Raw genomic sequence first — 20,160 nt, 5'->3', positions numbered from 1 at the left:
AAATAATGTTGTTCCACGATTCATACATAGCACCTCTCTTCATTATTGTCAGTATGATTTTAACCTACAATTTATTGTTTTTCAATAAATAATTATTAATAAAGGGTATTTTTAAATTTTTACAATAAAAAGAAGCATTTTTCAATGAAAAATGCTTCTTTTTGGTATTTGCTATCTTCAATCTTTATCAAACCAAAGCTTTTCTTTGTCATCTACATCGCCGTTATAGTTAATGAGGATCTCATCTCCTGCTTTTATATCCGTATAAGCAAAGAAATCGAATGTATGATTGTCAAAATTAATTTCGTATGTTGCATTTGGTTCATAAGAATGATTGAATAACATTCCATAACCAAGAAGAATAGCAGTATGATTTATCCCATACTCAAAAGCGTAATCAGCAAGCAGGGTTTTTTCTATGTATTTATGCTCATCATTCGGATATGCAATAACAGGTGCTTCATGTAGAAGTTGTCCTTTTTTAATATCGTTTTTAGCAAATACCCCTCTATTAAATTCTCCATCACTTAGTTGCGAAGTTTTTATCTCAATCATGTTAGTCGCCTTCTCACTTTTAAAGTTATTGTATTAACTATAACATTAATGTAAGCAATTAGCTTTACTTTAAAACGTTTTCCGCAAACTTTGTTGTTTTTTGTTTGATTCGGTAAAGAAAACAACTATTTATCTTATGATTATCTGTGTTGATCTAAAAGAATGAGATTACCATCGGGGTCTTTAATTGTAAAACTAGCAGGGCCTTCGGTTGTTTCATCTGCTTCTGATAATAAATTCATTCCTTTTGATTTAAGTTGTTTTTGGATATCTCGAATGTCAGTAAACGAATCAAGATTTTCAGCATTTTGATTCCATCCCGGATTAAAGGTGAGAATATTATCTTCAAACATTCCTTGAAAAAGACCAATTACACTGCTTTCATTTTTCATAATGAGCCAGTTTTGCGTAATATCTCCTCCCAAAACTTCAAATCCCAGATTTTCGTAAAATGATTTTGATTTGTTAATATCTTTTACACTTAAACTTACAGAGAATGCTCCAAGTTCCATGTTTTTCCTCCTAAATTTTTTTTCGTATATGTACTACTTTGTCTTGAATGTTTATCCACTTTACGCCATATAAATTTATTAAAAGGTGGTGATTACGTGTATAAGACAATCACAAAAAAGACAAAAGCTATTGTAAAATATTGTCCACAATGTAATAAAGATAATCCATATTCAATCAATTATGTATCAGGCACTATTTTCTGTGAAAAATGTGGATATTGCCATTCTGCCCAATATTGATACTTACATAATAGTATACATTAAGTTAAGCTCTATCATTATTTTTCTACCAACATGTTAGGTGAAGTATAATTAAAAAAGAAAACTCTTTTTGCTAGTGTTGATGGTTGATTGGAGTACCAATCAACCTATTTAAATGTTTTTAGAAATTATAAAAATTCATACCTCACAAAAGCAATTTGTTTGCTATCTGGTGACCAGGAATTCACATTGATCGTACCTTGTCCTCCAAACAGTTTTAGGAGTAAGCGAGATTCACCACCGGAACTTGACATGATGCGTAATTCAACATCCTTATTAGGTGGATGATCACCAGGTTCAACGTCTCCTTTACGATAAGCAAGATAGACTACTTTTTCACCATTTGGAGACACGTGTGGGAACCAGTTATTGCTTTCTTCATATGTCATTTGCGTCTGATCACTGCCATCTGCATTCATTCGCCAAATTTGCATCAATCCAGAACGAGTTGAATTAAACCAGATATGCCTGCCGTCAGGAGAATATTCCGGACCATCATCAAGTCCCGGGAGATCGGTTAACTGCTTTTCAACCCCTCCGCTTATTGGGATTGTATAGATATCATACTGTCCGTTCCGTTCAGCACAGTAAGCTAATGTTTTACCATCTGGTGACCAGCCGTGCAAATAAGAAGGTGCCATCGGTGTAATGAGAGTCGGATTACCACCCTTTAATGGTAACGTATATATGCGAGATTGACGATCTTCCAACGTATGATGACTAACAGCAATTTGAGATTCGTCCGGAGATAACACATGGTCGTTATTACAAAAGCAAGCAAACCCCGAATCAATTACATTCCTTTCATTCGTATTGATATCAAAAGAGTGAATATGCCCACCACTGTTATAAATAAGCCTGTCATCACGAGTCCAATTTGGTGCTTCAATAACTTGATCAAATGTTGCCAACGTTTCTCTTTCACCAGTTTCTATATGTATGATTTCAAGGTAACTTTTTGTGTTTTCCCGTACTGGAAAAATAAATGGTTCTTTCAGTGTATCCATCTTTATTCTCCCCTTTTTTAACATTAGTCAGAATTAGAGTTGGCTGTTTGATTCACCTATCTAATTACATAGTATTCGCCTATTAACACCTTAATCCTCTATAAAAAATAAAAAGCTCTATGCATTTTAACGATTAGCCATATCTTTCTTCATGAACCTACTTATACATTGAATTGATAAGTTTGGATATAATATTTTTAAATCTAAATAATCAAACAGAATGTAATAAGTGTTGAGGTGAATATGTTGGATAAAGATCAATTAAGGCTTACATCTTCTGAAATAGGATCTCTATGGGGAGAGTTTGTTAATGGTACGATGACTGATGTAGTTAATAAATATATGTTCTCAATTATTGAGGACGAGCAAATTAAAGCAGTTTTTGCAGAGGCTATAGAAGTATTTAAAGGGCAAAAGGAACAAATGAGTTCATTATTGAAGAACGAGGGCTTTCCTGTTCCAATTGGATTTTCTGAAACTGACCTTTTTAAAGGAAAACAAAGATTATTCACAGATATTTTTTGTCTGAATTACTTACATGTTATGACGTTACATGGTTTGCTCGGTCACAGTACTTCCTTAGGTGTATCTGTGAGAAAAGACTTAAGATTACTTTATGATTCATTTAATAATGATGCAAAAAATATGTATCATCAAACGATAGAACTTTTACTTGAAAAAGGTAATTTCCAAAGAGATCCTTTATTCTATCCAGCCGAAAATCCTGAATATATTACAGATAAAGACTTCACCGATGGCTTTTTTGGAAAAGGCAGAACATTAGCGGCAACAGAGATCATTAGTATTTCCTTCAACCTAAAAAAAGCATAATGGCTAAAACACTTTCTATTGCATTCAGTCAAGTTGCTCAGTCTAAAGAGGTAAGTAATTTTTTAACCGATTCAGAGAAGACAGCAGATGGACAAATAAAAGCATTAGCAAAAATCATGCAAGCAGATAATTTACCTGTTCCAAAATCTTGGGAAACAGAAGTGACAACCTCGACTGAATCCCCTTTTTCTGATAAATTGATGCTGTATCACATTGGATTCTTATTCCAAGCAGCACAGAATTATCATGGAGCTGGTCTTGCATCGTCTATGCGAACCGATCTTGTTACTACATATGAAGGAACGATTTTAAAAAATCTTAGGGTAACAAAGAAATGGTTTGATTTAATGGTGAAAAATAAATGGTTAGAACAACCACCCCTTGCCCCTAATAGAAATGAACTTGCACGTCAAAAGTAGTAATCAATGCTATGTTTTAAAACCAACCTCATAATTCAGAGGTTGGTTTTAGTATACAGAAACGGCTCATTATGTCATTTTTTCTGTTTGTTTCTACAACTCATTACAGTAAAAATTCAACTCTCTACTTTACCACTCGGTTCACCGTAAATGGGCTCTTTGTTCTACGTTAAATCGTCGATGCTGAGGAAGCAGCTGCTTGATCATCAGCCTTCACACAATCAATGGCTACAACTAACGCGATGATAATGTCGTCCATCTCTTCTTGCAAAATTTGGACCTTATAGCTATCACCCCAACTGAACCACTCCTTGCTCACATTACCGATCACTTCACCATTCTGTAAAATTTGAAAATCCATATCCCACCAGTTTCCCTGTACCTCAATACCTGCCGCATCAATCGTATAACGAGCTTTAAAGAATGAGAACTCTTTCTTGATCGTTAACACCTCACGACCATTTACCTCAACTAAAAACGTCGGTAAAAAGCTAAATACCTTTTTCGAAATCAATGCAACTTCATCTCTTGCTGAATTCATAATGGAGAAAGTCTTTGGAATTTGCATAAAGCTTCCCTCCACATAATAAACATCATTCTCCTGCTGATCCTTCACCGTAAACTTGCCGCTTAGACTGAATACTTTCTGCTTTATATAGAGTTGTTTCATCCTGCACCACCTTCAAAATGCTATTTATAGAAATACGTTTTAACATGTTGAAAGTTTCATATTTCCGCCTACGGAAATAAAATCTTTGAAAGATACACGACCACTGTCACTGTGATCATACTTCCTATCGTTGACAGTAAGACTGTTTGGGCAGCATAGTCTGGGTGATTGTCATATTCCAAAGCAAGTAAAGAACTATTTCTGGAAGTCGGAAATGAACTTGCGATAAACAAAGCTTGTGCTGTGATTCCTTCCAATTGAAAAATAGAGATAAAGACGAAGGCAAGACAAGGAGATATGACCAGTCTACCGATAAGGCTTAGAATCAATGGAAGTGATAAATGGTTAATTTTCAAAAAGGCACTCTGAGCACCAAGTGTAATAAGGGCGATCGCCAAAAACGCATTTGAAACTGTTTCGATCGGTGTCCAAATGTACTCAGGTACTTTAATAGCTGTCACATGAAGGAACATCCCTAAGAAAAAGGCATAGATTACAGGATTTTTGAAAAATGCCTTCATGGCTTGTAATTTATTACTACCAACTGAAACGGAATTAAACAACCCGTAAGTGTATGTTAGGAGATTTTGAAATACCATCACAACAATTTGGATAGACGCACCTAAAGGGTTATGCTGAAACACAAGCTGGCTTACAGGTAATCCGAAATTACCTGAGTTAATTAATACAACACTATTTTTAAAAGTGGATGATAGTCTATTCTCGAATTTAAACACCTTTGAAATGACTGTTGTTATGATGATTAGACAAAGACTTTGTAACGCAAGAAAGCTAAGGATCTGCAGAAGTATGTCCCCTCCCATCTTACTTTCATAAACATTAGCAAAACCGACAGCCGGCAAAAGAAGATACGTATTTAGTTTTGATAATGTTCCCATATCAAAGGTGAATTTCCGATGTAGAAATACACCAAGACCAACTAACGAAAAAACTGGCAAAATAACATGTAATAAAATAAGAAAAAAACGTTCATATTGTACAAACCTCCATTACCATTTACACAAGAGCCATTATTGATCCTTATTGATTCTCTGTATCTAAATTATATAAATAAAAAAAGTTTTACTGAAATATAAATATTTTATCGAAAGGTATTCAAAAAACGAATAATGCTAATTAGAAAAACTTGGCTTGTCGCCAAGTTCTATTGGCGAGAGCCTTAGTTTTTCTTAACTATCCTCCATAAAATTTAAATTCTTTCTGATAGTAAAAAAAATCATGGCAGGATAACCATGATTTAAATATCAACCTTAAAATCAAGTTCTTTTACATAATCAACAAATTCTTTTACAACCTTCATCTCAAGAGATTCTTCATGATAAAGCATCCATGTTTTTCTTATAAGAGGAAGGCCCTTTTCGTTTTTCAAATGTATACAATGAAGATCCGGATGATCTTCAACAAGGACGCTTGGGAGAATTCCATAACCTAAACCATTTACTACCATTTCCTTGCACGTATCTGCTTTGTCCACTTCCATTCCAATGAATGGAGGTGAGGAAAAGGTTCCTGTCCACCAATTATCGACTAATGTTTTCAATGTCATATCTGTTTCATATTGGATTCTCGGTAATGTTGGCAAATCCTTAAGGTCGATTTTCTCTCTTGAGGCTATACAAATCGTTTCTTCAAAAAGCAGCTGCTTGGCATCTGCCCAATGATAGTCTCCCCGCACAATTCCAATATGAACATCTTGGTTATAAACAAGATGATACACTTCATGACTCCAACCTGTTGTTACCTTGTAGTTTACATTCGGAAATTGTTCACGAAATTCCTTTAAAAGACCCGGCAGTTTGTGTCTTGTCATATAATTCGACACCGCCAAACGTAATGTTCCACCTACCTCCTGAGACATATTTTGGACTGTTTCTTTCATTTCACAAAGACGACTAAGCATTTCATCTGCACATTTTACTAGATATTCACCTTGTGGTGTAAAATGAACACCTTTTGCTCCCCGTTTAATGATCGCCACATCAAACTGTTTTTCTATTTGTTGAATTCTTTTTGTTAATGATGGCTGTGATATATATAAACTTTGTGCTGTCTTCGTAATGTTCTTTTTTTCATAAAGAACCTTTAAGATCAGCCAGTCACGTTCTTCCATTTGTTTCCTCCAACGATTAACTAGTTAGCTAGTTTGGCTAGTTTGTTTCTACCATTCTACTTGATTATTTCCATTATACCTTTGTTTCTTCTTTTGTTGAACCTAGTCCTAACCAATAAAAAGAGGTCTTAGTTGAATATCAACTAAGACCTCATAAAATTTAACTATTAAATTTTCGTAATTTCCATAATCACATCTTGACCGCCAGAAACGGACTGATTGTTTTGTTTATTTTCTATTTTAAAATGTTCACCATTTAGTAGAATGATCGGCGTAATGATTTTTGTTCCAGTATTTGATACTTTTTGAATATCAAATTCCGCTATAGGATTTCCTTTTTTAATTTTGTCACCTTCCGAAACATGAACTTGGAACCCTTCTCCATTTAATTTCACTGTTTCCAGTCCCATGTGAATAAGGAGCTCTGCACCGGATTTTGAACGAATGGTGATCGCGTGTTTCGTTGGAAATACACTTACGACCTCACCATCAACTGGTGAATATACTTGATTTTGTGTTGGTTCGATGGCTATTCCATCTCCCATCATTTTTTCAGAAAAAACAGGATCCGGAACTTGTTCCAGTGCAACTGATTTTCCTGTTAAAGGAGCATGAATTGATTCCTTTTTTTGTGTAAACAATTTGAACATGTCGGCTCTCTCCTTACTTTTTGATTAGATAGTAATTTCTACCCCAAAATGATCCGATATAACCGGTTTATTTTCCCCGTTAAAAATAACAGAAGAGTTTTTTACGTTAACTGGAAAGTTTGAAAAAATATAATCAATACGTAAATCACGTTTGTTTTTATCCCAACCGGCAATCTTACCGGCAACCGTTACCCCGGAATCTTTCTCTTTAGATAATGTGTAAGAATCATAGAGACCTTTGCCCAACAAATAATCATATCCTTCGCCTCTAATATGTGCACCATTATTAAAGTCACCCATTAGGAAATACTTTCCGTTTCCATTCGCCTTATCACATAAAGAATCGATTTGTTGTTTAAACGGTTCTTCCTCATCCCCCCACCAGCCAAGGTGGCAAGAATAAAAGCTAAAGGTTTCATCTTCTATTCTGATGTTCGCCCCAACAATTTTTCTTGTTTTCCAATACTCCGTATTTTCTGACTGACTAATAAAAAAGGAGGTTGCTTTTTCAATCGGATGTTTTGTTAATAGTGCCACACCCTCTTCATACTTTTCATATCCTATATGGGAAAAATCCCAAACAAATTGATAGTGGGTATTACCCAGTTTTTTTAATTCTTCAAGTAAAACTTTAACAAAATTATCTTTTTTTACTTGTCCATCAATGATTTCCGACTCGATGGATTGACTTACTTCCTGTAGGGCGATCACATCATATGACTTTTCCTGAATGGTTTCAGCTAAAATCGTTATTTTCTCAAATTGATCATCTTCCTGCCAAGAATGGCAATTAAGTGTTAATAATTTCATTGTTTAAACCCCTAAACGGTCTTGTATATCTGATTTTAATACGTCAGCTTTTGGTCCATAAATGGCTTGAACACCTTTTCCTTTCAGGATTAAGCCAAGTGCTCCATTTTGTTTCCACTCTTGTTCGGAAGCAACCGCATTCATATCAATTATCGTAACGCGAAGTCGTGTCATACATGCATCAACTTCTTCGATATTATCTTTTCCACCTAATAAACCGATCACTGTTGTTGCAAGTGAATTATCCTGTTCCTTCGCACTGCCTTGTGAAGTAGAAGGAGCTTCCTCTTCAATATAGTTTCCTAATCTTCCTGGTGTCGCGTATCTAAACTTTTTAATCATAAAATTCGCAACAAAGAAGTTCATTGCAAAGAATAGTAAACAAGCGACGACAAAATACACGAAATCCAACCATAAGCCCGCTTTCATAATCATCGGTGTTCTTGTTAATAATTCGATGATGCCAAAGGAATGAATTCGAATATGAACAATATCAACAATCGCAAAAGCTAGTCCTGTCATAATCGCGTAGGCCACATAAAGAACTGGTGCCACAAACATAAACATAAATTCAATCGGTTCTGTAACACCTGTTAAAAATACTGCTAATCCAGCAGAAAAGAACATTGATTTATATTTTGTGCGTTTATCTTTATCAACATTTTTATACATCGCAAGCGCAATACCAATTAATGATGCACATGATAAAATCATTTGACCAACTTTAAATCGAGCAGGTGTTACTTCATTTAATAATGCTTCATATCCTGCAGTATCGCCTGCAGCAAGTAAATTATTTAAATCAGCGATCCACGCAAGCCATAAAGGATCTTGTCCTGAAACCGTTGTCCCTGCACTTGAACCTGTTAATATTGTGTATGTTCCGCCCAACTCTGTATAGTTCATTGGTACAGTTAACATATGGTGTAAACCGAACGGTAATAAAAGCCTTTCCAATGTTCCGAAAATAAACGGAGCAATAACCGGAGCTGTTTCACGTGATGAAGCAATCCAGCGGCCAAAGTCATTTAGAAGACCTTGAATAAATGGCCAAACTACTGAAAGAATGATTGCTGTTACAATAGAACCTACGATTACAACAAACGGGACAAAACGCTTTCCATTGAAGAAAGCAAGCGATTGTGGCAGTTTGTCATAGTTATAATATTTATTAAAGATATTTGCTCCTAAGAAACCGGAAATGATCCCTACAAACACACCCATATTTAAGGCTGGTGCACCAAGAATAGAAACGAAATAGTCTTTGACAATTAATTCACTTCCAAAAAGGGAAGTAACAGTCGCTTCAGGATCATTTAACATCTCACTGTTAACACCAAAAATAGCACCTGTAATTCGATTAATTAGAACAAACGCAATCAGTGCTGCAAATGCACCACCTGCACGTTCTTTCGCCCACGATCCCCCAATTGCCACTGCAAATAGAATGTGAAGATTCCCAATAATTCCCCAACCGATTTCCTCCATCACTAAAGCAATCGTTTGCACCAACGCTATATCTCCACTTGCCATTCCAATTAGTTTACCAAGTGAAATCATGATTCCGGCAGCCGGCATAACCGCTACAACAACAAGTAATGCTTTTCCGAATTTTTGCCAAAATTCAAAGGATATAAATTTCATCTGTTTTCTCTCCCTATCAATTCAGTATACAGGCAACCGTTTCTACAAACGGTTGCAAAATGTTATGTTAATCGATACACTCTTGCTTCAAAAGGTTTTAAAACACCATTCATAACAGACGTTTCCGAAACGTTTTCATTTCCAATCAACAATTCGGCATTTTGATGTTGACATTCAGCAGGCAGTTGATATGATGTTTCTTTATCAAAAAGATTTGTCATAATTAGGAATGTTTCATCTTTCCATGTTCTTAAATAAGCAAAAATTTGGTTATGCTCTTCCAATATAAGCTTAAAACTACCATACACGAGGGTCAAATGCTCTTTTCGTAATTGAATCAATTTCTTATAGTAATAATAAATGGAATCTTGATTATTCATCGCATGTTCTACATTAATATCGGTGAAATTCGGATTTATTTTTAACCAAGGTTGCCCTTTTGTAAAACCGGCATTCTGACTATCTGTCCATTGCATAGGTGTTCTTGAATTATCACGACCGTTTTTCCAAATAATCTCCATTAACTCTTCATGACTTTGACCATCTTCGATTCCGTTTTGATACAAATTTTTGATCGCAACATCATTATAGTCATCAATTGATGGAAACTTAACATTGGTCATTCCGATTTCTTGACCCTGGTAAATAAACGGTGTTCCTTGCATGAGAAAATACATCGTCGCAAGACATTTAGCTGATTGATCACGGTATTCTTCACTGTTTCCCCATGTAGAAACAGAACGAGGTTGATCATGATTTTCTAGAAACAATGCATTCCAGCCTTTTCCATCAAGTGCTGTTTGCCATGCGTTAAACGTTTCTTTCAATGCTTTAAGATCGATTCCTCCAGATACGCTTTTTCCCCAGAGATCTAAATGTTCAAATTGAAAAATCATATTAAAAACGCCTTTTTCTTCTCCAACCCACTCATCCGCCTGATTTGGCTTTACACCATTTGCTTCACCAACAGTCATAATGTCATATTTAGCAAACGTTTCCCGTTTCAGCTCCTGAAGAAATACATCAATCCCCTCTCGATTCATATGTCCTTCGAATGATGGAACATATTTAAGGTTCTTTGGATTTGGTAAATCAGGGAAACCTGCAACTTTTTTAATATGTGATATCGCATCAACCCGAAAACCATCAATTCCCTTATCAAGCCACCAATTGACCATTTCATATAAATCGTTTCTGACATTCGGATTTTCCCAGTTTAAATCCGGCTGTTTGCGAGAGAAAACATGCATAAAATATTCTTTCGTCTCTGGATCATATTCCCAAGCAGAACCTCCAAAAATCGATTCCCAGTTATTAGGTTCCCCACCTTCACCCGGATGCCATATATAATAATCTCGATAAGGATTTTCTTTTGATGAACGAGATTCAATAAACCAAGGATGTTCATCAGATGTATGGTTAATAACCAAATCCATAATTAATTTCATCCCGCGCTTATGAACTTCTGTTAAAAGTTGATCAAAATCGGCCATTGTTCCGAAATCTTCCATAATTCCTTTATAATCACTAATATCATACCCATTATCATCATTTGGTGATGTATAAATTGGACAAATCCAAATCACGTCAATTCCTAAATCCTGCAAATAATCCAGCTTTGACATAATGCCTTTCAGGTCACCAATTCCATCACCATTAGCATCCATAAAGCTGCGAGGGTAGATTTGGTAAGCAACTGCTTCTTTCCACCATATTCTATTCATGATGCATTCCTCCTCGTAATCTAAAAACTAATATATCAGACTATGAGATTTTGAGCAACCGTTTGCATTAAAATTTTCGTAATTTTTTTGTTAAGGTTTTCAATAAAGTTTATTTACACGACTAATTTTGCTTTATAAGTTATAAGTTTCACTCTATTATGCAGAGATTCCATCCTACTAATTTTAATTTCGGGACAATCGTTTGCATGTTTGTCTGTGAATTATTAGATATTACGTAAGTGTTATTGAAGCAATTAACAGAAAAAAGGCATCCAGTAAAACTAGATGCACTTATATCCTTAAAATACTTTCCTTTTATAAATCCGGATCGACAGCAGCCATGAAATCATGTAAATGAACCCTACTGTTATCATCATGTATAAATAAATCTGTACATTATTAAAAGATAAGAATGTTTTAGTCAATTCCCTTATTCTATCATTAAGATCTACAATAAAAGAATTCACAATAACCATATAGACGACAAATGCGAATATTGATGCGATCATTAAGTACTGACTTTTTAGAAAATACGAAAAAGGAAAAGCAATTGAAATAAACAAGACAACAAAACCAATAGTCAATGCCATTTGTCTCCATTGTACGAATTCTCTATGCATCAACCAATTCCCAATAAAAATCGTCAAGAGAACCAAACATGTAAAAACAATTGCACCTAAGTATTTGGCACTAACGATTTCTTTTCGTGTATATGGCAAAGTGTTCAATAATGTCTTTACTGAGGTTTTTTCATCAATTGAAAAAGCATTCATAATAATTGCAATACTAAAAATAATCCCTACCCACATGGTTGAAGTTCCTAAAAATAAGTAGATTAATAGAGCAGGTAATAAAATTAATAGTATTTTTTTCTGTAAGAGAATATCTTTACAAATAAGATGTAACATGGTCACTTTTTCCTTTCTTTGTATAAAACATAATATCCTCAAGTGTTGGTTTTTCAAAGATGACTGTCTTCCCAAAAATATCATGTATCCGTTGTTTATTCGTTGCTAATGCTTCAAATCCGTGATTGGATTTTCGAACAGCTATAAATTCGCGCTCTGTATCACGATCTAATAAATTGATTTCTCCTTTTACAATGGCATAATCTTCCGCGATTTTATAACTCTCTTTTGTAAAAACATGCTGGCCGTTATGTATAAAAGTAATGTAATCTGCTATTCTATCTAAATCTGTTGTAATATGTGTTGAAAAAAAGATTGTTTTTTCTCCGTCCATCATTACATCATGAAGGAGTTCTAACAGTTCCCTGCGAAATACTGGATCTAATCCAGATGTTGGTTCATCCATTATAATTAAATCCGCATGATGTGATAAAGCAAACGTTAAAGAAGTTTTCATCATCATGCCCTTTGAGAACGTTTTGATATGCTTATTTAAAGGCAGTTCGAACCTATCTACATATTGAGTAAATAATCCATCGTCCCAATTTTTATATGCAGGTTTCATTAGTTTCTTCATTTCGTTTAATGTAACATTTTCATAAAACATGTTGCCATCACACACAAATCCAATCCGTTGTTTAATTTCTTTCTCATGCTTTTTGTAATCCATTCCAAAGACAGAAATGGTTCCACTGTCAGGTTGTAATAGATTCATAATCAATTTAATCGTTGTCGACTTCCCAACTCCGTTACCTCCAATAAACCCTGTAACAAAGCCTTTCTTCACTGAAAGTGAAAAATCTTTCAATTGAAATCCTTTAAAAGCTTTATTGACATGATGTAATTCAATGACATTTTCCATCATGTATCCTCCTTATATAGCATCGTTAGTAATTCATTTAATTCTGATAAGTTTATCCCAATTTCTTTACTATTTTGAATCGCTGCCATTAACTGTTCTTCGATTACTTTCATTTTGCGTTCGCGGATCATTTCATTATTTTGTTCAGACACGAACGAGCCCTTTCCTACTACAGAATAAATAAAACCATTTTTTTCAAGCTCTTCATAAGCTCGTTTTGTTGTAATTACACTTATATCTAAATCTTTTGCTAATTGACGCATGGAGGGTAATGATTGTCCCGCTTTCAATTCATTAGATAAAATATGCTTTTTTATCTGGGTATAAATCTGCTCATAAAATGGTTCTTTTGAGTTATTCGAAATAATAATTTGCATGCACATACCTCTACGTGAAATATTGTATATATACTTTATATACAATATATACAAACTGGAAGGGAATTTCAATATGTTTTAATAAAAAAGAAAACTCACCATTAATTTGGCGAGTTTATCGTTCCTATTACCTTTTTACTTTGCTTTGTATGTTGAAAAACTAATGGTTAACAGCCATTCGGCCAAGAGGTCCATCTTCATCTATAATATCTTGAATTTCATAAACAGATATGGGGAACATTGGAAAACCAAAAACATATGGAGTGATGTCATAAAGTTGAAAATAGATAACCAACGCTTTATCAGCCATGTAAAAATCCTGATTTGGCGCAATTGTTGTAAAACTATTCAGAATGGGAATATCGCGCTCTTTTATTTGCGCCTGGATGATGCTTGAGAGAGTTTTTATATAATCACTTCCAGGTTTAAATAAATCTTTAAGGTTACAAAGCTTTCCCTTATTGAGATCAAATGTTAAAGACTTACTAATCGTTAACCCATGTGCCGCTTTTTCATGATACGTATAATTTGAAAGGGATAAGCTTAGTACTTGACGTTGGTTGTTCTTAATCTCATATTGTCCGAGCATTTCTTCAACCGTACTTGGCATATTTCCAACTTGTTGATCGATTAACTGCTGCGCTGTATATACAATCATCTGGTTGATAGATAATTGCAATCGTTGATTTTGCATGCGAACAACTCTCGGATAAACGACTGTCTTTTTCGGCGCACTGCTAATCTTTACTGTTTTTGTGGCCACAGGTAATGAAAAGGACATTTTTGTTCACCTTCTTATTTTTTACTCATTGTATTCTCTCACTGAATAAAAATGAGTAAAATTAAAGGCTTTACAAGAAGTCTATTTTTCTGTTCTCCGACGATAAATAAACAAAGTAACTTCCATTTAATAGTAAGGTCACAATGAGCAGATAGGCCCCAACGTATGCAACAGCACCCACAGTGTCCAATCCAATTTGTACGAGATGATAGCTATAGAAAATTTGGAAACATAGCTAAATAGCAATGCACTTCTACTCAAAGCGGGAGGGTCATCCATTTCCTATTGTTCTGATTTTCAACCTGTACAATGGTTACAATTGGAAGGATCTATGCAACAAGTCCAAGCACAAGACTGCCAAGACTAAGTAAACCAATCATTTTTAACCCCCTATTCTGTCAAAACAATGTTCTTGCAGATTTCGTATCACTTCTTTATAGAAAGAAACTTCATGTGGTACAAATTTATCCCTGCTTACATGTTTACGAATGGTACATTTTTCACCTTCATCCGTTATTTCAAAACCGTTGATTTCAATTTCATTTTTTTCTCCAAGCCACAGTTGAGCAAAATCAGTGAATTTTGCTTTTACAATTCCTGCAACTTCTTCTGATTGAAGTGTGAAATCATCAAAGGTATATTCACTTTTATATAAAAAAACGTTTGCTAGTTCTTTATCAATAAACCCTTCCTTCGTCACCTGATACCGAATTTCTCCCAAACTTATTAACTCGTAAAAATCGACACTTACACCTATTTCTTCTTCTATTTCTCTTACTCCATCCAAAACTGTTTCGTCAGCTAGTAAATGTCCGGCCGCCGTGATATCTAATAGATCGGGATAGTCTTTTTTACTTTTACTACGAAGCTGTAAATAGATATAATCTACTCCTTCATCATTACTGATAAACCAACAGTGAAATACTTCATGCCAAAGCCCAAGTCTATGTACCTCACTACGGGAAGCGACTCCTATATGGTTTCGATGATCATCAAAAATCTTTAATTTTTCTTGTTCACTCATGATTATTCTCCCTGAAACGTATTTTTTCGTATAATCAGATATAACATACATCAACTTTCCCGAACAAATGTAATGAAGTCAATACCAACTGGTTCCATTCCTTCTGCTCGAAGTTGTAAGTTAACCTGCCCGCGATGATAATGACCGTGTAGAGCAACATGAGTTAAAATATCGATAAGTGATGATTGAAATTCCTCACCTTTGCTATTTTTGTATTGGACAAGGTCAATATGGTTCTCTTCTGATAAATTTGAAAGGATTTCAGTAAAGCCCTTTTCATTTTGTTTTATTAGTTTCTCACAGTCCTCTAATCCAATATCTGCCCAAATGGGTAATGTTGAGCTATCCTTTCCTTGAATTCTCGTTAACCATACTTGTTCTGCACAAAGAATATGCGAAAAGAACTGTCTAGCTTTGTGGCTGTCACTAGGTTCGTTCGCTTTTAGAGTTTTTAAAATCTGCTGATTAGCCCAATGTAAATGGTCAAACATGCTTTTGATCGTTTTCATTTTGACATCACCTCAACTATTAATCTCTACTAAATCCACCCTTTTTCCTTCGCTACCGTTACAGCTTCCGTTCGGTTTTTCACTTCGAGCTTATTGAGTATTTCAGACATATAATTTCGGACAGTACCTGCAGATAAAAATAATTCTGAAGAGATGTCTTTTGAGGTTTTTCCTTCTGATGCTAATCGTAATACATCCTTTTCACGATCAGTCAGCGGGTTATCGTGCTTCATACTCCCAAAAATCAGTTCCGGAGCAAATTCACGTTTTCCTTTCATGACACTTCGAATCGACTCAGCAAGCTCATCAATGGAGCCGTCTTTTAGCATATATCCATTTACTCCAATCTTTACTGCCTGCTCAAAATATCCAGGGCGAGCAAACGTTGTTAATATAATGATTTTACAGGTAGAAAAATTTTTTTGCCTCTTCTGCTACATCAAGGCCACTCATTAGAGGCATTTCAATATCCATTAAACAAATATCAGGTTGAAGGGAGGTAATCATGTGTAATGCTTCCTTGCCATTTGATGCCTCCCCCACAATTTCAATATCATCCTCAAAATCTAGTAAAGAGCCTAATGCACCCCTTAACATTCCTTGATCTTCTGCAATCATTACCCTAATCACGATCCAACACCAACCTTTTTATCCTTAACAATAATTGGAACAGTTATGATTAATTTTGTTCCTTTGTGTGAGATGATTTTCATCATTCCGTCTATTAATCTTAAACGTTCACTAATACCTTTCAAACCGTTCCCATCTTCAACTGTTTCAATAAGTCCTTTTCCGTCGTCACAAACTGCTAATTCAATTTCTCCATCTCTTTTCACCAGATGAACGACACAGTTTTTTGCCTGACTATGTTTGACCACATTTGTAACTCCTTCTTTAAGACACATGCTGAGGATATTCTGCGTGAGTAACGGAACATCTTCCAGCTTTGAATCACCTGTAAAATGAAAGGAAACTCCTGCTGCCTGTAAAAGAATCTCCGACTCAATCAGTTCCTCCGCCACCGTAATGGCTCGCATATCAGATACTAATTCTCTTACTTGCTTTAGTGCTGATCGGGAAGTTCGTTCAATCTCTTTTGTCTCCAATTTGGCTTTTTCAGTATCCTTACTGATTAATTTATGCACGAGCTGACTTTTTAACGTAATGAGTGATAACGTATGACCTAAATGATCATGAAGGTCTCTCGCTATACGCATTCTTTCATCTCGTTTGACCAATTCTTTAATTTGTTCATTTGCTTCATCCAGCTTTTTCTCCAATTCCATTCTGGTACTCATAGACCTGATGCCGAATGGAGAGATAAACATAATGAGGATAAAAATTCCATAATAGTATATATCTTGTAAATCCAAGGTCTCTCTTTGAACAATCAACGGTGAAATAATGACTACCGCAAACATTCCCAAAGCTTTGTAAAACATTCTCTTACTCTTATACCACCCAATAAAATGTGCGGTAAAAAACCCTAAAAAGATATTATAAAGATTAAATAAGATTGCTAGAATTAAAATGACAAAAACTTGTATGACGAGCCAATACGTATATGATTTCTTATCAAAGGAGTTATAGAGCTGCCGATATGTGATTAGAAACAACAACAGCAACCCGATTCCAATTATTCTTTTCCACCCTTGTGCAATTGCCACATAAAAGGCAGGCATGGCAAGATAGATTAAAAACACATATGGAAAAAAACCATATCTATCTGGAAAAACCCTAAACCCCTTTAATTTCTGCACCATTTAGCTTACACCGCCGCTTCTTGTTTTCTCCTAATATAACCTGATATTACCACGAATAGGAAGAGATACCCAATTAAAAGGATAAAATTAGCCCATTCCGGCTCTTCACTTCGAACGATTTGCCATGCACCATTGCCAAAATGATAAGATGGAAGCCATTTCCCAATCGTTTGGACAAAATCCGGCATAATCTCAAGCGGCATCCACATACCACCTGCAATAGCCAGAATCATATACACCATATTTGAAATCCCCGCAGCTGTATCTACCCTTTTCATTGTTCCTACTAAAGTTCCCAATGCAAGAAATGGCAAGGAACCAAACAATAGCCACAACCCGCATAGTAACCATTCCACCACTGATAATGAAATCCCGTTAATCATTGCTCCTGCTGTAAAAATAACCGCAATCGACAATATATGAATCATTGTTTGCCCGACCATTTTCGCAAAGAAATAGGCATGGTCAGATAAAGGAGTTATCCTCATAAAGGTAGACCATCCTTGAGCTTTTTCTTCAACCAGGCGGATACCAAGGGTCATAATCGCAGAGCCCATCAAACTAAAAGCCGTCATTGACATTAGATAATGTCCCTGCCATAGTTGTTGATCGTCCATTGCAGAGTTAAAAATTCTAGTAAACACAATATAAAAGGCAATAGGCATAAACAATGACCAAAACACATAATAGGGATTCCTTAAAATCCTCAATACTTCCATCTTACATTGCATCAAAAGTCCGTTCATATTATATAACCTCCCTTTTTTCCATAACTTGTTCAAACGCATCTTCAAGACGTCCCCGTTCAATTCCAATGTTACGTACCGGAATATCTTTCGCAAATATAGCTTTAAGGACATCATCAGGTTGCTCTGTTAAACAAAAGAACCTTCCATCTTTTTCGTATACATCCGTTACAAAAGGAAGAGCGGTTAAATCCTCGTAACGAATGGTTGAATCACTTGAAAATGTTACGGCTTGTTTTGTGAGCTTACTCTTAATATCCAAAGGAGTACCATCGCCGACAATCTTCCCTTCATGAAAGAGTATCACTCGCTCAGCAATATCATCTGCCTCCTGTAAATAGTGTGTTGTAAAAATGATCGTTTTTCCCCGTTGTTTTAATTCCTTCACCGTACTCCAAAACACTTTCCTTGATGTCACATCCAAGCCAACTGTTGGTTCATCAAAAAATAACACATCAGGATCACCTGCCATCGCAATGGCGAAGCCAAGTCGTCTTTTTTGACCTCCAGAAAGTTTATTTGCCCTTTTTTGACATTCATTCTGACTAAAACCAGCGAAATCCACTAGCTCCTCAAAAGACAATGGATTAGGGTAATAACTTCTAAAAAGGTGAATGACTTCTTTCACCTTTAAAGCATCAATTACACTTACCTCCTGCAACATCGCACCGATTTTCTCCCTTACAAATTTATCTTTTGGCTGTTTTTTAAATAGCTGGATACTTCCCTCACTAGGCTCTAACAGTCCAAGCATCATATTCATTGTTGTTGTCTTTCCTGCTCCATTAGGACCCAGGATCGCAACAATTTCTCCTTTATGAATAGAAAATGAAATCTTATTAACAGCAGGTTTATTTTTAAAAATTTTCGTTACTTGATTTAGCTCAATTATCGGTTCCATTTGTGACACCTCCATTGTTTATATAGTAAGTTTACAATGGAGGAAGGATTTGGATTAGTAGATTATGTCATGAGGTGAGGTGACAATTGTCATATTTAAGTCAGTGATCTCTTTAAGAAATGAGCCTACGGTTATGTAAAACTAAAAACACCTACAAACATTGGTTAAATTGTTTGTAGGTGTTTTTAATGAACATTCATTTATTTGCAAACCATATAAGTGCTCTCTGTTCCATGTCCTTTACAAATGTTTTTTTGGCTGGACTATATTCACTTGTGGAATCATAACGTTGGGCCAACTTTTCTTTAAACGAGCTGTACGTTTCGACCTCCTTAGGATATGAGCGCAGGTAATCTCGAAAGATAAGGTGACGGTCAATTTGAGGATTGTTCTCTTCATAAAAATGAATATGATGGGTTCTGTTTTCCCCCCTTTACGAAATAGCCTTCTGCCTGTAATGCCCCATTCCCCTGCAACATCATAACCGAGTGAATTCATTTTGTTATCAAAAGAATCAATCTCCTCTATGTCTTTAACGATGCACATCATATCAATAACAGGTTTTGCCTTCATGCCGGGTACAGACGTACTCCCAAAATGTTCAAACTTGATGATTTCATCTCTAAAAATTGTTTTCAAAAATTGTGCCTCCGTTTGAAACATTTCAAACCAATCTTCACTAAAGTTTGTCAGACGCACTTTCATAAGGATATACCCCTCCCTTCCTTCATCAATCCAATTATATAAAAAAGTGCCAACTTCTATTTAAAAGAAACCGGCACTCTTTGGTAGGCTTAACGCGACGCTTTTGGTGGCTGACACACGTCACATTTACGTTGATTATTATTTTTAAATTTCGTGAAGGTTTTCTCAAAATTGTTACCACATGCACACTTAAATTGTAACTTTTGAGAAAAGCCGTGATATTCTGTCGTAAGTAACGTACTTTCAGAATTATTTTCAACAAAATCTTTAATTTTTCCGATGGTCCATCGTTTATTCATTCTTTACAACTCCTATTTTTTCACTGGACGGAAGCTTTTATAGGCATCCGGTTTTGTTAAACAAAACTTAC

General features: G+C 35.3%; 20 protein-coding genes and 3 pseudogenes. 1 reads left to right on the top strand and 22 read right to left on the bottom strand.

Annotated elements, in window-relative coordinates; genetic code table 11:
• Window positions 1-177 precede the first annotated feature (177 nt).
• From AC0L8O_RS09000 to AC0L8O_RS08990, 3 genes are all read right to left on the bottom strand, one after another.
• Window positions 178-555, bottom strand: a complete 378-nt coding sequence (locus AC0L8O_RS09000) for an SET domain-containing protein (RefSeq protein WP_473447421.1) — start codon at window positions 553-555, stop codon at window positions 178-180.
• Between the two features lie 140 nt (window positions 556-695).
• On the bottom strand, window positions 696-1,067 hold the full coding sequence (locus AC0L8O_RS08995) for a VOC family protein (RefSeq protein WP_473447420.1): 372 nt from the start codon (window positions 1,065-1,067) through the stop codon (window positions 696-698).
• 389 nt (window positions 1,068-1,456) lie between these two features.
• Complete coding sequence (locus AC0L8O_RS08990) at window positions 1,457-2,335, bottom strand: TolB family protein (protein ID WP_473447419.1); 879 nt, start codon at window positions 2,333-2,335, stop codon at window positions 1,457-1,459.
• Between the two features lie 243 nt (window positions 2,336-2,578).
• Here AC0L8O_RS08990 and AC0L8O_RS08985 point away from each other — a divergent pair.
• A pseudogene (locus tag AC0L8O_RS08985) lies at window positions 2,579-3,585 on the top strand (DUF3231 family protein).
• 169 nt (window positions 3,586-3,754) lie between these two features.
• Here AC0L8O_RS08985 and AC0L8O_RS08980 read toward each other — a convergent pair.
• The 19 genes and pseudogenes from AC0L8O_RS08980 to AC0L8O_RS08890 form a co-directional block, all read right to left on the bottom strand.
• Complete coding sequence (locus AC0L8O_RS08980; protein ID WP_473447418.1) at window positions 3,755-4,255, bottom strand: LURP-one-related/scramblase family protein; 501 nt, start codon at window positions 4,253-4,255, stop codon at window positions 3,755-3,757.
• A gap of 68 nt (window positions 4,256-4,323) precedes the next feature.
• Complete coding sequence (locus AC0L8O_RS08975; RefSeq protein ID WP_473447417.1) at window positions 4,324-5,214, bottom strand: AEC family transporter; 891 nt, start codon at window positions 5,212-5,214, stop codon at window positions 4,324-4,326.
• A gap of 299 nt (window positions 5,215-5,513) precedes the next feature.
• On the bottom strand, window positions 5,514-6,386 hold the full coding sequence (locus AC0L8O_RS08970) for a LysR family transcriptional regulator (RefSeq protein ID WP_473447416.1): 873 nt from the start codon (window positions 6,384-6,386) through the stop codon (window positions 5,514-5,516).
• 167 nt (window positions 6,387-6,553) lie between these two features.
• On the bottom strand, window positions 6,554-7,036 hold the full coding sequence (locus AC0L8O_RS08965; RefSeq protein WP_473447414.1) for a PTS sugar transporter subunit IIA: 483 nt from the start codon (window positions 7,034-7,036) through the stop codon (window positions 6,554-6,556).
• A 24-nt stretch (window positions 7,037-7,060) separates the two neighbouring features.
• Window positions 7,061-7,846 (bottom strand): endonuclease/exonuclease/phosphatase family protein, encoded by a 786-nt coding sequence (locus AC0L8O_RS08960; RefSeq protein ID WP_473447413.1) that lies wholly within the window; start codon window positions 7,844-7,846, stop codon window positions 7,061-7,063.
• 3 nt (window positions 7,847-7,849) lie between these two features.
• The gene (locus AC0L8O_RS08955; RefSeq protein WP_473447412.1) at window positions 7,850-9,490 is read right to left on the bottom strand and encodes a PTS transporter subunit IIBC; all 1,641 of its coding nucleotides are present in this window, start codon (window positions 9,488-9,490) and stop codon (window positions 7,850-7,852) included.
• A gap of 62 nt (window positions 9,491-9,552) precedes the next feature.
• Window positions 9,553-11,214, bottom strand: a complete 1,662-nt coding sequence (locus tag AC0L8O_RS08950; RefSeq protein WP_473447411.1) for a glycoside hydrolase family 13 protein — start codon at window positions 11,212-11,214, stop codon at window positions 9,553-9,555.
• Between the two features lie 299 nt (window positions 11,215-11,513).
• A complete protein-coding gene (locus AC0L8O_RS08945) occupies window positions 11,514-12,122 on the bottom strand; it encodes an ABC-2 transporter permease (RefSeq protein ID WP_473447410.1) in 609 nt (202 codons plus the stop codon).
• On the bottom strand, window positions 12,103-12,984 hold the full coding sequence (locus AC0L8O_RS08940) for an ABC transporter ATP-binding protein (protein ID WP_473448781.1): 882 nt from the start codon (window positions 12,982-12,984) through the stop codon (window positions 12,103-12,105). Before AC0L8O_RS08940 ends, AC0L8O_RS08945 begins: the two co-directional genes overlap by 20 nt.
• On the bottom strand, window positions 12,984-13,361 hold the full coding sequence (locus AC0L8O_RS08935) for a GntR family transcriptional regulator (protein WP_473447409.1): 378 nt from the start codon (window positions 13,359-13,361) through the stop codon (window positions 12,984-12,986). Before AC0L8O_RS08935 ends, AC0L8O_RS08940 begins: the two co-directional genes overlap by 1 nt.
• Before the next feature lie 160 nt (window positions 13,362-13,521).
• Window positions 13,522-14,142 (bottom strand): DUF3298 and DUF4163 domain-containing protein, encoded by a 621-nt coding sequence (locus AC0L8O_RS08930; protein ID WP_473447408.1) that lies wholly within the window; start codon window positions 14,140-14,142, stop codon window positions 13,522-13,524.
• Window positions 14,143-14,524: 382 nt separating this feature from the next.
• Window positions 14,525-15,166: an NUDIX hydrolase gene (locus AC0L8O_RS08925; protein WP_473447407.1), complete on the bottom strand. Its 642-nt coding sequence runs from the start codon at window positions 15,164-15,166 to the stop codon at window positions 14,525-14,527.
• A gap of 50 nt (window positions 15,167-15,216) precedes the next feature.
• Window positions 15,217-15,675: a DinB family protein gene (locus AC0L8O_RS08920; RefSeq protein ID WP_473447406.1), complete on the bottom strand. Its 459-nt coding sequence runs from the start codon at window positions 15,673-15,675 to the stop codon at window positions 15,217-15,219.
• 29 nt (window positions 15,676-15,704) lie between these two features.
• Window positions 15,705-16,305, bottom strand: a pseudogene (locus AC0L8O_RS08915) (response regulator).
• Window positions 16,302-17,438 carry a sensor histidine kinase gene (locus AC0L8O_RS08910; protein WP_473447405.1) on the bottom strand — a complete coding sequence of 379 codons (1,137 nt, stop codon included), beginning with the start codon at window positions 17,436-17,438 and terminating at the stop codon, window positions 16,302-16,304. Before AC0L8O_RS08910 ends, AC0L8O_RS08915 begins: the two are co-directional and overlap by 4 nt.
• Before the next feature lie 5 nt (window positions 17,439-17,443).
• Complete coding sequence (locus tag AC0L8O_RS08905) at window positions 17,444-18,184, bottom strand: ABC transporter permease (RefSeq protein WP_473447404.1); 741 nt, start codon at window positions 18,182-18,184, stop codon at window positions 17,444-17,446.
• A gap of 1 nt (window position 18,185) precedes the next feature.
• Entirely contained in the window at window positions 18,186-19,085 is a 900-nt protein-coding gene (locus AC0L8O_RS08900; RefSeq protein WP_473447403.1) for an ABC transporter ATP-binding protein, read from the bottom strand.
• Between the two features lie 196 nt (window positions 19,086-19,281).
• A pseudogene (locus AC0L8O_RS08895) lies at window positions 19,282-19,790 on the bottom strand (GrpB family protein).
• 89 nt (window positions 19,791-19,879) lie between these two features.
• Window positions 19,880-20,089: a hypothetical protein gene (locus tag AC0L8O_RS08890; protein WP_026561435.1), complete on the bottom strand. Its 210-nt coding sequence runs from the start codon at window positions 20,087-20,089 to the stop codon at window positions 19,880-19,882.
• Window positions 20,090-20,160 lie beyond the last annotated feature (71 nt).

The sequence above is a fragment of the Metabacillus sp. KJ11-3 genome (genome assembly GCF_055808295.1).
This window is presented reverse-complemented; position numbering and strand designations above follow the sequence as displayed.